Genomic DNA, 12,903 nt, shown 5'->3' with positions numbered 1-12,903 from the left:
CGGCCCCGCCGTAAAGGTGCGCGGGCGCACGCAAGCCGTTTGCCATGCCGCCATCGCGGTGCGCGCGGCGGAACGCCCGTCTCCGGCTCACGTTCTCACGATCGAGGGGGCACCTCACGGACGACGAAGGACGGACCCATGTCCGGATCATCGACCCGGCGGACTGGCTTCCGCCATCCGGTGCTGCTTGGAGCAGCCCTGATCGGTCTCGGCCTTCCGCAGACCACGTTCGCCGCCGAGCGCGCCAAGCCGGCCGTCGAGAAGCAGGTCCAGTCCGCGACGCAATCCGGGCGCGTGGCCTTCACGGCCGCCGAGGCCGCGACGGCGTGGCCCGACGGACTGGCGGCGGGGCTGCGCATTCCCGGCGACGATGCCGCCGCCTTCCGCACCCTTCTCGATGGAGCCTCGGCCGCCAACCGGCCCTGGCTCGTGCTCTCGGGCGGGGGTGAGAACGGCGCCTACGCGGCCGGCCTGCTCAACGGCTGGAGCGAGGCCGGCACGCGGCCGGATTTCGGCATCATCACGGGCGTCAGCACCGGCGCGATGATCGCGCCCTTCGCCTTCATCGGCACCGCCGGCGACGCGGCCCTGCGCCAGAACTACACCGAGATCTCCGCCGCGGACGTGTTCGAGTTCGGCGGCACGAACGAGGCCCTCACCGATACCTGGCCCCTCAAGCGCCGGATCGACCGGGCGGTGACCCCGGCCCTTCTCAAGGCGGTGGCCGCGGAGCATGCCAAGGGCCGCCGGCTCCTGGTGGCGACCACGGCAGTGGATGGCGAGCGGCCGGTCCTGTGGGACATGGGGGCCATCGCGCAGACCGGGGGCCCGAAGGCGCTGGCGCTGTTCCGCTCGGTGATCCTGGCCTCCTCGGCCGTGCCCGGAGTGTTTCCCCCGGTGATGATCGACGCTGTGGCGGGCGACGGCAAGCATTTCCAGGAGATGCACGACGACGGCGGTACCACCGCGCCGTACTATCTCGCCCCGGAAGCGATGCTCCTGGCGAAGGATCCGGCGCCCTTGCCGACGCCTCAGGTCTACCTCGTCGTCAACAACAGTCTGGCGCCCGACTTCCAGATGGCGTCGCGCACGACCCTGAGCGTGCTCGGCCGCTCGATGTCGGCGGCGATCAAGGCACAGACCCGCGCCGCGCTCGCCCTCAGCCAGGGCTTCGCCCGGCGAACCGGCCTCGACCTTCAGGTCGCCCAGATCGACGGGCGCTTCGGGAAGACCTCCGCTGCGCCGTTCGACCAGGGGTATATGAAGGCCCTGTTCGCCCACGGCGTCGCCCTGGGCAAGTCCGGCACCGCCTTCCAGGACGGTACGGCGGACCCGGCGGCGGAGATCGCCACCGGCTCGGTCGACCGGCGGGTGGCCCGGGAGAGTCCCGCTCAGGACGGCCCGGTCCGGAGCGTGGCCGGGCGCTGATCAGCGCATCAGGCTCGGGGCGCCGAGGCGGGGCAGCACGCCCTCGCGCATGACGATGCGGCGCAACGGGCCGATCGTCGTCATGGCGAGGAGGCCGAGGCCGCGCAGGGCGTCCACCGGCAGGAGGTCGGCGAGCAGGCTGCGGTTGAGCGCGTCGACCGCGGTCGACCGCAAGCGCGCGTCGAGGTCGCGCCCGCGGGCGAAGCCGGCCAGCGACGCGCGCGAACCCGGGTCGCGCCCGTCCGCCACCGCCCGCATCACCGCGTCGCGCAAGGACGCGGCGTCGCGCAGGCCGAGGTTCAACCCCTGCGCGCCGATGGGCGGGAAGACGTGGGCGGCCTCGCCGATCAAGGCGAGGCGGGCCGCGACCGGGCTCGGCACGGACAGGCCCCGCATCGGCACGAGGCCGCGCGGCCCGTCGACGCGCATCGCCCCCAGCATCGCCTGGGCCTGGCGCTCCACCGCCCGGGCGAGGGCCGCATCGTCGCAGGCCGCCAGACGCTTGGCGGGGCTCTCGCCCATCACCCAGACGAGGCTGGAGCGGAGCCCACCGGGCAGGGGCACCAGGGTGAACGGCCCCTGCCGGGTGTGGAACTCGGTGGAGACGTCGCGGTGGGGCCGCGTGTGGGCGAGGATCGTCGTGATGGCGCTCTGCGGGTAGGACCAGGTGCGGGGCACGATGCCGGCGGCCTCGCGCAGCTTCGAGCGGGCGCCGTCCGCCCCGGCCACGAGACGGGCCGACAGGGTGGCGCCCCCGGCCAGCGTGATCGTGGCGGCGTCCGCGCCGGCCGTGAAGCCCGCGGCGTCCTCCTCGAACAGGGTCAGGTTGGCGGCCGAGCGGGCCTCGGCGCGCAGGCCCTCGACGAGGCGGGCGCTCTCGACGTTCCAGCCGAAGGCGTCGAGGCCGATCTCGGTGGCGACGAAGCGGGCCGGGGGCGGGCGGAACAGGCTGCCGGTGTCGTCGACGAGGTGGAGCTCGGCCAGGGGACTCGCCTGGGGCGCGATCGCTGCCCAGACCCCGAGGGCGTCGAGGAAGCGCACCGAGCCGTCGAGGAGCGCCACCGTGCGCCCGTCGGCCACGGGGGCGTGCCGGCCGACCAGGGCGGTGGCGACGCCGTCGCGGGCGAGCGCCAGGGCGAGGCTCAGGCCCGCCGCGCCGGCCCCGACCACGGCGACCGCGAAGGTCTCGGACGGGGGAGCCTCGGATTTCGCAGGAAGTGTCGCCACGGCGTCGCGGTCTCCAGAACGGCATCGGGCAGCGCATCGGCCGGCGAGAGCCCGGCCGACCGAAAGAACCTGACGCTTACAGAGGCGTGTCACCGCGCCGGTCAAGGCCGCGATGGTGCCGCAGGGGCGGGGCTTGTACCATCCGGCGCAAGGCCGCGACCCTCGGCGACCCGGAGGCCCACCCCGATCATGAGCCTGTTCATCGCGCTGCTGGCGCTCGGCTTCCTGATGCTCGTCGCCTATCGGGGCTTTTCCGTCATCCTGTTCGCACCGGTGGCGGCCCTGCTGGCAGTGCTCCTCACCGATCCGTCGGCGGTGCTGCCGGTCTTCTCCGGCCTGTTCATGGAGAAGATGGTCGGCTTCGTGAAGCTGTACTTCCCGGTGTTCCTGCTCGGCGCGGTATTCGGCAAGGTCATCGAGATGTCGGGCTTCTCCCGCTCCATCGTGACCGCCGTGATCGCGCTCGTGGGCACCCGGCGGGCCGTGCTCTCCATCGTGCTGGTGTGCAACCTGCTCACCTACGGGGGCGTCTCGCTCTTCGTGGTGGTGTTCGCGGTCTATCCCTTCGCGGCGGAGGCCTTCCGCCTCAGCGACATCCCCAAGCGCCTGATCCCCGGCACCATCGCGCTCGGGGCCTTCTCCTACACGATGGACGCGCTGCCCGGGACGCCGCAGATCCAGAACATCATTCCCACCACCTTCTTCGGCACCAACACCTGGGCCGCCCCCTGGCTCGGGCTGATCGGCGCGGCCTTCATCCTGGGGGTCGGCGTCGCCTATCTCGACCGGCGCATCGCCGCGGCCAGGCGCCGGGGCGAGGGCTACGGCACCGGCCACAGCAACGAACCGCAGGTGATGGACGCGGCGTCCCGCGCGCATCCGGCCATCGCCCTCCTGCCGCTGATAGTGGTGGGGGTGGCGAACCTCGCCTTCACGGCCCTGATCCCACGCCTCTACGGCGCGAAGGCCGAGACGGCCCTCGCCGGCCTCGACAAGCCCATCGTCACCGCGGTCTCGTCCGTGACCGCGATCTGGGCGGTGGAGCTAGCGCTGCTCGCCGGCATCCTCACGGTGCTGGTCTTCGCCTGGCGCCCGGTCTCGCAGGGCTTCGCGGAGGGCAGCCGCGCGGCGGTGGCGGGCTCGCTGCTGGCGGCGATGAACACCGCCTCCGAATACGGCTTCGGCGCGGTCATCGCGGCCCTTCCGGGCTTCCTCGTCATCCGCGACGCCCTCTCGGCGATCCCGAACCCCCTGGTCAACGAGGCCGTGACGGTGACGGCGCTGGCCGGCATCACCGGCTCGGCGTCGGGCGGCATGAGCATCGCGCTGGCGGCCATGTCCTCCACCTTCATCGCGGCCGCGCAGGCCGCCCACATCCCCATGGAGGTGCTGCACCGGGTCGCCGCCATGGCGAGCGGCGGCATGGACACCCTGCCCCACAACGGCGCGGTCATCACCCTGCTGTCGGTGACGGGCCTGACCCACCGGCAGGCCTATGCCGACGTCTTCGCCATCACGCTCCTGAAGACCGGGGCGGTGTTCCTGGTGATCGGGGTCTACTATCTCACCGGCATCGTGTGAGCTGGCGCTGTGCCTGGGCGAAGCCCGGATTCGTCCGTGCCGAAGGGATCAACCGGATCCGGCGCGGAGCGGCGGTTCCTCCGGTTCGACGAGCCGTAGGGTGAGCTGCGTGAAGGGCCGGATGTCCCAGGCCGGACCGGCATGGAACATCATCACCACGGGCCGGCGGGCCAGCACCTGGAATTCCGGCAGTCCCGCCTCCGGGCGCAGGATCGTGCCCGGCTGGACGGCGGGGTCGTACCCGGCAGGACGTATCCACACGATCTCATCCATTCAGCCGATCCATCGTCATGGTCGTGCCGCGCCCTCCCGGCGGGACCGGGACGGCCGCATCCCGGCGCCGGAGCCGGGAACGACTCGCGGGACGGGGGCCGGTTAACCTGCGTTAATCACGCGGCCGCCGTGGACGCAATCGGAGAGCTGCGGGAGTCCGATCCGGTGCGCCAGCGCACATGGGCTGGCGGGAGCGGGATGAGAACCTGCACCATTGCCGGCATACCGGGACCGTCTATGGCGCAGATCATCGCGGCCGGTGGCCCCGCACCCGTCCCGCCCCAGACCTACACCGAAGACCCACACTGAGGAACGACACGATGCCGAAGGCGATCCAGGTTCACGCGTACGGCGGCCCCGAGGTGATGCGCTACGAGGACGTGACGCTGCCGGCCCCGGGCCCCGGCCAGATCCACGTCCGGCAGACCGCCATCGGCGTCAACTTCATCGACATCTACTTCCGCTCGGGCGCCTACAAGGCGCCGCAGCTGCCCTTCACCCCCGGCAAGGAGGGCGCCGGCGTGATCGTGGCGCTCGGCGAAGGCGTCACCGGCTTCCGGGTCGGCGAGCGGGTCGCCTACGGCTCGGCCGCGAGCACCTATGCGGAGGAGGCGGTGATCGAGGCGAGCGCCGCCGTGCACCTCGCCGACGACATCGACGACAAGACCGCCGCCGCGATGATGCTGAAGGGCCTCACCGCCGAGTACCTGCTGCACCGGACCTACGCGGTGAAGCCGGGCGACACCATCCTGTTCCACGCCGCCGCCGGGGGCGTCGGCCTCATCGCCTGCCAATGGGCCAAGCACCTCGGCGCCACGGTGATCGGCACCGTCGGCTCGGCGGAGAAGGCGGAGCTCGCCCGCGCCAACGGCTGCGACCACGTCATCCTCTATCGCGACGAGGATTTTTCGGCCCGCGTCCGGGAGATCACGGGCGGCAAGGGCGTGCCGGTGGTCTATGACGGCGTCGGCAAGGACACCTTCCCGGCCTCCCTCGACTGCATCAGCCCGCTGGGCCTGTTCGTCAGCTTCGGCTCGGCCTCCGGCCCGGTGGACGATTTCAGCCTGGCGCTGCTGGGCCAGAAGGGCTCGCTCTACGCCACCCGCCCCTCGCTCTTCGCCCATGCGAGCAAGCGGGAGACCCTCGACGCCATGGCCAAGAACCTGTTCTCGGTGGTGGCGAGCGGCGCGGTGAAGATCCCGGTCCACAGCACGGCCCGGCTCGCCGACGCGCAGCAGGTCCACCGGGATCTCGCCGCCCGCAAGACCACCGGCGCCACGGTGATGATCCCGTGATCCGGTCGTCCCGGGATCGGAGGATCGCGTGATCCCGGGAGCCCGGGACGTCCTCCTCGTCATCGACGTGCAGGTGGACTTCTTGCCCGGGGGGGCCCTTGCCGTGCCGGACGGCGACGCCGTGGTCGCGCCGGCGAACCGCCTCCTCGGCCTGTTCCCGCACGCGGTGCTGACGCAGGACTGGCACCCGCCGGGGCACGTCTCCTTCGCGACGAGCCATCCCGGCCGGGCGCCCTCCGACACCGTGCCGCTCGCCTATGGCCCGCAGGTGCTGTGGCCGGAGCATTGCGTGCAGGGCAGCGCCGGGGCCGCCCTCGCCCCCGGCCTTGCGGCGGACCGCGCCGAACTGGTGATCCGCAAGGGCCACCACCCGGGGGTCGACAGCTATTCGGCCTTCCTGGAGGCGGACCGCCGCACGCCCACGGGGCTGGCCGGCTACCTGCGTGAGCGCGGCTTCACCCGGGTGGTCCTGTGCGGCCTCGCCACGGATTACTGCGTGGCCTGGAGCGCCCGCGACGCGCGGGCGGCCGGCTTCGAGGCCCTGGTGGTCGCGGACGCCGTGCGGGGCATCGACCGGGACGGCTCGCTGGCGCAGGCCTGGACCGAGATGGCGGCGGCCGGGGTCGGGCGGATCACGAGCCAAAGGATCGTGGGCCCGGGATTCCATGGCGAAGGGCACACAGCCCCTTGAAATCACACCTCAGGTTAACAAAATTCCATTCGTAAACCTGAGGTAATATTTATGTCTGATGATCTTACGAAGCGCGGCTTGCCTGACCAGCGCCGCATCAACGTGAACGAGCCGTGGGAAGTCAAAGCGTGGGGCGAAAAGTTCGGTGTGACGGAAGCTCAGCTGCTTGCTGCGGTTAAGGCTGTCGGCGTGATGGCGAAGGATGTCGCGAGACATCTCGGAAAACCGTATCCTTGAAGTCGGGACGAAAAAGGGGAAAGGGGCCTACGGCCCCTTTCCATCCAAACGACGGCTCGGAAATCCGGACACCGATCTACACCGCGCTCCCGTAGAGATCGTAGGCGTCCGCGCGCTCGATCTTCACGGTGACGATGTCGCCCACCCGCAGGGGCCGGCGCGCCGTGACGTGGACGTTCCCGTCGATCTCGGGGGCGTCGTATTTCGAGCGGCCCTTGGCGACGGTGCCGTCGGCCGCGTCGATGATGACGGGCAGGCGCTTGCCGATGCGGGCCTTCTGCAGGCGGGCGGAAACGGCCTGCTGCGCCTCCATGAAGCGGCGCTTGCGCTCGGCCTTGACCTCCGGCGGGACGAGGTCCCCGAGGCCGTTGGCCACGGCGCCGGCCACCGGCTCGAACTCGAAGCAGCCGACGCGCTCGAGCTTGGCTTCGCGAATCCAGGTCAGCAGCTCCTCGAACTCGGCCTCGGTCTCGCCGGGGAAGCCGACGATGAAGGTCGAGCGGATGGCGAGATCGGGGCAGATCTCGCGCCAGCGCCGGATGCGCTCGAGCTGGCGCTCCTGGTTGCCGGGCCGGCGCATGCGCTTGAGCACGGACGGGCTCGCGTGCTGAAGCGGCATGTCGAGGTAGGGCAGGATCTTGCCCTCGGCCATCAGCGGAATGACCTCGTCCACGTGCGGGTAGGGGTAGACGTAGTGCATCCGCACCCAGGCCCCCAGTTCGCCGAGTTCGGCGGCGAGGTCGTAGAACTTCGCCCGTACCGCGCGGTCGCGCCAGGGGCTCTCCGCGTAGCGGATGTCGACCCCGTAGGCGGAGGTGTCCTGCGAGACCACCAGCAGTTCCTTGACGCCGGCCTTCACCAGCTTCTCGGCCTCGCGCAGCACGTCGCCGGCCGGCCGGCTGACGAGATCGCCGCGCAGGGAGGGGATGATGCAGAAGGTGCAGCGGTTGTTGCAGCCCTCGGAAATCTTCAGGTAGGCGTAGTGGCGCGGGGTGAGCTTCACCCCCTGCGGCGGCACGAGGTCGAGGAACGGGTCGTGGGCCGGAGGCACCGCCGCGTGCACCGCCGCCACCACCGATTCGTAGGCCTGCGGCCCGGTGACCGCGAGCAGGTTCGGATACTTCTCGCGGATCTCGTCGGGCTGGGCGCCCATGCAGCCGGTCACGATGACGCGGCCGTTCTCCGCCATGGCCTCGCCGATGGCCGAGAGCGACTCGGCCTTGGCCGAATCGAGGAAGCCGCAGGTGTTGACGATGACGACGTCCGCGCCGTCATGCCGCCGGGCGAGCTCGTAGCCCTCCGCCCGCAGGTGCGTGAGGATGCGCTCGGAATCCACCAGCGCCTTCGGGCAGCCGAGGGAGACGAAGGAGATTTTCGGCGCCGCCTTGGCGGGGGCCGGCGGCAGGGGGGATGCGGTCATGGATGCTCGTCGGGCCGGACCGGCTGCGGAAGAACCGGATCGGCCGTGGACTCGGGGGAGGGCGGGACAAAGAGGTTGACAGCCCTATAACGGGATTCGCGCGCCCAAGCGAGCCGGGCGGGTCCGAGCCATGCGCGGATCGCGCTTTTGCCACGGCATCGCGCATGCCACCTGTGCATGATACCGCAGGCCACGACGGATGCGTCGGCCCCCAATGCTTCGGCACACCGGGATCGTCGGTCCGTCGCCGCCCCAAAACCTTCGAGTCGTCATGTGGATTGCTGACATCCCGTTCGTCGAGCCCGTCGCGGCGGCCGAGGCCCTGGCCGCCCTGCCGGGGCTCGCCTTCCTCGACAGCGCCATGCACCACGACACCCTGGGGCGGACCTCGACCCTGGCGGCGGACCCGTTCGGGCGCTTCCGGTTTCGCAATGGCCAGGCCACCCTGGATGGGCGTCCCGTCCCGGGCTCCGGCCTGGAGGCGCTGCGCGCCTGCCTCGCCCCCTACCGCACGGCGCGGGACCCCGATGGCCCGGCCTTCGCGGGCGGCGCGATCGGCTACGTCGCCTACGATTTCGGCGCCGCCCTGGAGCGGGTGGCGCCCCCGGCCCGGCGGGCGGGCCTCTGCGACGACATCGCCTTCAACCTCTACGACACGGTGCTGAGCCTCGACCACGCGACCGGGCGCTGCCGCCTTCTCGCCACGGGCTTTCCCGAGACCGACCCCGCCGCGCGCGAGGCCCGCGCCCGGGCCCGGCTGACGCAGTTCACCCGCCTGCTGGAAGGCGCGCATCCGAGCCCCGAGCCGGCGGCGCAGGGGCCGCTGGCCTGGCGCTCGAACTTCACCCGCGCCGGCTACGAGGCGGCCGTGGAGCGGGTGCGCGACTACATCCGCGCCGGCGACATCTACCAGGCCAACATCGCCCAGCGCTTCGAAGCCGACCTGCCGGAAGGCTTCGATCCGTTCGCCCTCTATCGGCGCCTGCGCGCCACCAACCCGGCGACCTTCGGCGCCTATCTCGACTTCGAGGACCTGCGGGTCGCCTCCAGCAGCCCCGAGCGCTTCCTCAAGCTCAGCGGGCGGGCGATCGAGACCCGGCCGATCAAGGGCACGGTGCGGCGCGTGGCCGATGCGGCCGCCGACGCGCGCCTGGGCGAGGCGCTGCAGGCCAACGCCAAGGAGCGGGCCGAGAACATCATGATCGTCGACCTCCTGCGCAACGACCTCTCGCGCATCTGCGAGCCCCACAGCGTGCGGGTGCCGGTGCTGTGCGGCCTCGAATCCTACGCCTCGGTCCACCATCTCGTGTCGGTGGTCACCGGAACCCTGAAAGCCGACATGGACGCCCTCGACCTGATCGCCGCCACCTTCCCGGGCGGCTCGATCACCGGCGCACCGAAGCTGCGCGCCATGGACATCATCACGGAGATCGAGAGCGACGCGCGCGAACTCTATTGCGGCGCCATCGGCGCCCTCGGCTTCACCGGCGACCTCGACACCGCCATCGCCATCCGGACGGTGTTCATGAACGACCGCACGGCCGTGCTCCAGGCCGGCGGCGGCATCACCCTGCTGTCCGAGCCGGGCCCTGAATACGAGGAGACCCTGACCAAGGCCGCGCGGGTGTTCCAGGCCTTCGAACCTGAGGCGGGGAGGGCGCCGTGATCCTCGTCATCGACAACTACGACAGCTTCGTCTTCAACGTGGTGCGCTACTTCGAGGAACTGGGCGAGACCGTCCGGGTGGTGCGCAACGACGCCCTCGACGTCGCCGGCATCCGCGCCCTGGCGCCCGAAGCGATCGTGATCTCGCCCGGCCCCTGCACCCCGGCGGAGGCCGGCATCTCGCTGCCCGCCATCCGGGCGCTCTCCGGGGCGGTGCCGCTGCTCGGCGTCTGCCTCGGCCACCAGGCCATCGGGGCGGCCTTCGGCGGCCGGGTGGCGCGCGCCGGGCGCCCCCTGCACGGGCAGGCGACGCCGATCCGGCACGACGGGGCCGGGCTCTTCGCCGGCCTGCCCGACCCGATGCAGGTCGGGCGCTACCACTCGCTGATCGTGGCGCCGGAGGCCGGCATGGCCGACCGGCTCAGCATCGACGCGGTCTCGACGGAAGGGGAGGTGATGGCCCTGTCGCACCGGACCCACCCGACCTGGGGCGTGCAGTTCCACCCGGAATCGGTGCTCACCGAGAACGGGCACGCCATCTTCGCCAATTTCCTGCGACTGGCCCGCGACTGGCGCGCCGACCACGCCCTGCCGGCCCAGACCGATGCTGTGGTTTGACGGCGGCCTCACCGAGGGGCCGGTGCCCTTCGACCTCGGCGACCGGGGCCTGACCCTCGGGGACGGGGTGTTCGACACGGCCCTCGCCCGCCATGGCCGCATCCTGTTCGAGGCCGCGCACGTGGACCGCCTGGCGGCCGCCACCGCGACGCTGGGCTTTCCCGTGGCGCCGGAGCGCATCGCCGAGGCGATGCGGGAGCTCGCCGAAGCGGCGGGCCGGGTGCATCCCCTGGCGGCGATCCGCACCACCGTGACCCGGGGCTCCGGCCCGCGCGGGCTCGGCCCCCCGGCCGCGCCCCGGCCGGTGCTGTGGGCGAGCGCCGCCCCGGTAGGCGACGCCCTGGCCTTCGCGCCCCTGACCCTCCACCCCACGGAGATCCGCCGCAACGAGACCTCGCCAGCCGCGAGCCTGAAGACGCTGGGTTACCTCGACGCGGTGCTGGCCGCCGGCGCGGCCCGGGCCGCCGGCTTCGACGAGGCCCTGTTCCGCAACACGCGCGGGCACGTCGCCTGCGCCGGCACGGCCAACCTGTTCGCGGTGGTCGACGCCACCCTCGTCACCCCGCCCCTGTCGGACGGCGTCCTGCCGGGCATCCTGCGCGGCGAGATTCTGTCGGGATGCGCTTCGCGCCTCGGCCTGCCCGTCGCCGAACGCAGCGTCGGCCTCGACGAACTCCTGCGCGCCGACGCGGTGTTCGTGACCAATTCCCTGCGGGGCCTCGCCCCCGTGACGGCGATCGGCGAGACCGCCTTCGCGAGCGCCGACCACCCCGTGGTGGCGGCGCTCATCGCCGACCTGCGCGACGCCTTCGCGCCATGAGGGCGCCCGATCCATGAGGACGCCGCGCTTCTGGTGGCGCCTGCCCCTGATGGCGGCCTACGGCTTCATCGGGATCGTGCACCTCGCCGCCCCCGACGCCTTCCTGCCGATCATGCCGGACTGGGTGCCGGAGCCCCGCCTCACCGTGATCGTCACCGGCCTGTGCGAGCTCGCCGGGGTGCTCGGCCTCGCCTGGGGCCCGACCCGGCGCTGGGCCGGGATCGGGCTCGCCTTCTACGCGGTCTGCGTCTTCCCGGCCAACCTCAAGCACGCCCTGGAGGGCATCGTCGTGCCGGGCCTGCCCGACAGCTGGTGGTACCACGGCCCCCGGCTGGCGTTTCAGCCGGTCTTCGTCTGGTGGGCCCTCTATGCCGGCGGGGTCGTCGACTGGCCGTTCGGCCGGCGCCCGGCCTGAGCCCCAGGGCCCGCCCTTCGGCGGAGCCCACGGCGTCAGCCCTTCTCCGCGACCTTGACCGCCGCCCAGGCCGCCTCCATCGCGTCGAGATCGCTGTCGGCCAGGTCGCACCCCTCCGCGACGAGGGTCGCAGCCATGGCGGTGAAGCGGCGCTCGAACTTCATATTCCCTTCTCGTAAGGAATATTCCGGATCGATCCCAAGGTGGCGGGCGAGGTTGGCCACCGAGAACAGGAGGTCGCCGAGTTCCTCCGCCACCGCCGCCCGGGTGCCGTGGGCCATGGCGTCCGCGACCTCGTCGATCTCCTCGCGCACCTTCAGCACCACCTGGGCTGGATCGGTCCAGTCGAAGCCGTAGGTCGCGGCCTTGGCGGAGAGCTTGTGGGCGCGGGTCAGGGCGGGGAGGGGCAGCGGAATGCCGGCGAGCGGGCCGGTCTCCCGCGGCGGCTTGGCCCGGCGTTCCTCCGCCTTGATCGCCTCCCATTGCCGCGCCACCGCCGCGGGATCGCGCCGGGGCGAGCCCGTCGGCAGCAGGGTTCCGTCCGGCGCGAACACATGTGGGTGGCGCCGGACCATCTTCTCCATCACCGCCCGGACCACGTCCGGGAACGCGAACAGCCCGGCCTCCTCGGCGATGCGCGCGTGGAACACCACCTGGAGCAGCAGGTCGCCGAGCTCGTCGCGCAGGTCGTCGGTGTCGCCGCGCGCGATGGCGTCGGCGACCTCGTAGGCTTCCTCCACCGTGTAGGGGGCGATGCTGGAGAAATCCTGCGCCACGTCCCAGGCGCAGCCGGTCTCCGGGTCGCGCAGCTGCGCCATCAGCGCCAGCAGATCCTCGATCCTCACTCCATCGCCTCCGCGTCATGCCTCGATCCGCTTCCCTTAGCGGATCGCGGGCCAACCCGTGAGGCTGGGGATGGAGGCGGGAGAAGCGGTGGCTTCCTCTGGAAAATTCCCATGAAAAAGCCTTGGTCGGTGGGGTGTTCGTTCTTCCGAACGGTTCCCGCGCCCTTAGGAAAGGTATCAGTAAGGGATTCTCAGAGAGTCATTTCTGAGAGTTATATGGGGGCGTCGAAAGCCGTTCCGCTGCAGGGGTTTGGCGGGTGTTCGCGCATCGAACTCTGCGCAAGTCCGTATCGAACTCTGCGCGGGTCAGCATCGAACTCTGCGTGTCCGAACCCGGCCGGCGCATGGGATTCTGCGTGCCTGCGTATTGGGTTCGGCGTGGATCGGC

Annotated in this window: 13 protein-coding genes; 9 read left to right on the top strand and 4 right to left on the bottom strand. The window is 71.6% G+C overall.

Features of this window, described 5'->3' with window-relative positions; genetic code table 11:
• Positions 1 to 138 precede the first annotated feature (138 nt).
• On the top strand, positions 139 to 1,428 hold the full coding sequence (locus ASG51_RS21575) for a patatin-like phospholipase family protein (protein ID WP_056382952.1): 1,290 nt from the start codon (positions 139 to 141) through the stop codon (positions 1,426 to 1,428).
• On the opposite strand, the gene ASG51_RS21570 is transcribed toward ASG51_RS21575, so the two are convergent.
• The gene (locus tag ASG51_RS21570; RefSeq protein WP_056382950.1) at positions 1,429 to 2,655 is read right to left on the bottom strand and encodes an FAD-dependent monooxygenase; all 1,227 of its coding nucleotides are present in this window, start codon (positions 2,653 to 2,655) and stop codon (positions 1,429 to 1,431) included.
• Positions 2,656 to 2,844: 189 nt separating this feature from the next.
• Here ASG51_RS21570 and ASG51_RS21565 point away from each other — a divergent pair, with 189 nt between their 5' ends.
• Entirely contained in the window at positions 2,845 to 4,236 is a 1,392-nt protein-coding gene (locus tag ASG51_RS21565; RefSeq protein WP_056349727.1) for a GntP family permease, read from the top strand.
• 48 nt (positions 4,237 to 4,284) lie between these two features.
• Here ASG51_RS21565 and ASG51_RS21560 read toward each other — a convergent pair whose 3' ends face one another.
• Complete coding sequence (locus ASG51_RS21560) at positions 4,285 to 4,509, bottom strand: hypothetical protein (protein WP_056221957.1); 225 nt, start codon at positions 4,507 to 4,509, stop codon at positions 4,285 to 4,287.
• 320 nt (positions 4,510 to 4,829) lie between these two features.
• Here ASG51_RS21560 and ASG51_RS21555 point away from each other — a divergent pair, with 320 nt between their 5' ends.
• The 3 genes from ASG51_RS21555 to ASG51_RS23700 are packed head-to-tail and all read left to right on the top strand — an operon-like array spanning position 4,830 to position 6,732.
• Positions 4,830 to 5,804: a quinone oxidoreductase gene (locus ASG51_RS21555; RefSeq protein WP_056221959.1), complete on the top strand. Its 975-nt coding sequence runs from the start codon at positions 4,830 to 4,832 to the stop codon at positions 5,802 to 5,804.
• Positions 5,805 to 5,832: 28 nt separating this feature from the next.
• Positions 5,833 to 6,495 carry a bifunctional nicotinamidase/pyrazinamidase gene (gene pncA, locus ASG51_RS21550; protein ID WP_056382948.1) on the top strand — a complete coding sequence of 221 codons (663 nt, stop codon included), beginning with the start codon at positions 5,833 to 5,835 and terminating at the stop codon, positions 6,493 to 6,495.
• 51 nt (positions 6,496 to 6,546) lie between these two features.
• A complete protein-coding gene (locus ASG51_RS23700) occupies positions 6,547 to 6,732 on the top strand; it encodes a DUF3606 domain-containing protein (RefSeq protein WP_082514176.1) in 186 nt (61 codons plus the stop codon).
• 76 nt (positions 6,733 to 6,808) lie between these two features.
• On the opposite strand, the gene rimO is transcribed toward ASG51_RS23700, so the two are convergent.
• Positions 6,809 to 8,152 carry a 30S ribosomal protein S12 methylthiotransferase RimO gene (gene rimO / locus ASG51_RS21545; protein ID WP_056349731.1) on the bottom strand — a complete coding sequence of 448 codons (1,344 nt, stop codon included), beginning with the start codon at positions 8,150 to 8,152 and terminating at the stop codon, positions 6,809 to 6,811.
• A gap of 271 nt (positions 8,153 to 8,423) precedes the next feature.
• On the opposite strand from rimO, the gene pabB reads away from it, so the two are divergent.
• From pabB to ASG51_RS21525, 4 genes are read left to right on the top strand one after another with little or no spacing between them, the layout of a single operon-like run.
• Positions 8,424 to 9,818 (top strand): aminodeoxychorismate synthase component I, encoded by a 1,395-nt coding sequence (gene pabB / locus ASG51_RS21540; RefSeq protein ID WP_056274975.1) that lies wholly within the window; start codon positions 8,424 to 8,426, stop codon positions 9,816 to 9,818.
• Entirely contained in the window at positions 9,815 to 10,435 is a 621-nt protein-coding gene (locus tag ASG51_RS21535) for an aminodeoxychorismate/anthranilate synthase component II (RefSeq protein ID WP_056274973.1), read from the top strand. Before pabB ends, ASG51_RS21535 begins: the two co-directional genes overlap by 4 nt.
• Positions 10,422 to 11,255 (top strand): aminotransferase class IV, encoded by an 834-nt coding sequence (locus ASG51_RS21530; RefSeq protein ID WP_056382946.1) that lies wholly within the window; start codon positions 10,422 to 10,424, stop codon positions 11,253 to 11,255. Before ASG51_RS21535 ends, ASG51_RS21530 begins: the two co-directional genes overlap by 14 nt.
• A gap of 13 nt (positions 11,256 to 11,268) precedes the next feature.
• The gene (locus ASG51_RS21525) at positions 11,269 to 11,670 is read left to right on the top strand and encodes a DoxX family protein (protein ID WP_056382944.1); all 402 of its coding nucleotides are present in this window, start codon (positions 11,269 to 11,271) and stop codon (positions 11,668 to 11,670) included.
• 35 nt (positions 11,671 to 11,705) lie between these two features.
• Here the strand turns inward: ASG51_RS21525 and mazG are convergent, their stop codons facing one another.
• The gene (gene mazG, locus ASG51_RS21520; protein ID WP_277996217.1) at positions 11,706 to 12,515 is read right to left on the bottom strand and encodes a nucleoside triphosphate pyrophosphohydrolase; all 810 of its coding nucleotides are present in this window, start codon (positions 12,513 to 12,515) and stop codon (positions 11,706 to 11,708) included.
• Positions 12,516 to 12,903 lie beyond the last annotated feature (388 nt).

Source organism: Methylobacterium sp. Leaf465 (assembly GCF_001424705.1).
Taxonomy (GTDB): Bacteria; Pseudomonadota; Alphaproteobacteria; order Rhizobiales; family Beijerinckiaceae; genus Methylobacterium.
Note: the sequence above shows the minus strand (reverse complement) of the source record. Positions and strands in the feature narration are given on the sequence as shown.

Excerpts from the sequence above, each read along its gene's own strand:
- ASG51_RS21575 (WP_056382952.1), top strand. The coding sequence starts at position 139 with ATGTCCGGATCATCGACCCGGCGGACTGGCTTCCGCCATCCGGTGCTG.
- ASG51_RS21565 (WP_056349727.1), top strand. The coding sequence starts at position 2,845 with ATGAGCCTGTTCATCGCGCTGCTGGCGCTCGGCTTCCTGATGCTCGTC.
- ASG51_RS21560 (WP_056221957.1), bottom strand. The coding sequence starts at position 4,509 with ATGGATGAGATCGTGTGGATACGTCCTGCCGGGTACGACCCCGCCGTC.
- ASG51_RS21555 (WP_056221959.1), top strand. The coding sequence starts at position 4,830 with ATGCCGAAGGCGATCCAGGTTCACGCGTACGGCGGCCCCGAGGTGATG.
- ASG51_RS23700 (WP_082514176.1), top strand. The coding sequence starts at position 6,547 with ATGTCTGATGATCTTACGAAGCGCGGCTTGCCTGACCAGCGCCGCATC.
- rimO (WP_056349731.1), bottom strand. The coding sequence starts at position 8,152 with ATGACCGCATCCCCCCTGCCGCCGGCCCCCGCCAAGGCGGCGCCGAAA.
- pabB (WP_056274975.1), top strand. The coding sequence starts at position 8,424 with ATGTGGATTGCTGACATCCCGTTCGTCGAGCCCGTCGCGGCGGCCGAG.
- ASG51_RS21530 (WP_056382946.1), top strand. The coding sequence starts at position 10,422 with ATGCTGTGGTTTGACGGCGGCCTCACCGAGGGGCCGGTGCCCTTCGAC.
- ASG51_RS21525 (WP_056382944.1), top strand. The coding sequence starts at position 11,269 with ATGAGGACGCCGCGCTTCTGGTGGCGCCTGCCCCTGATGGCGGCCTAC.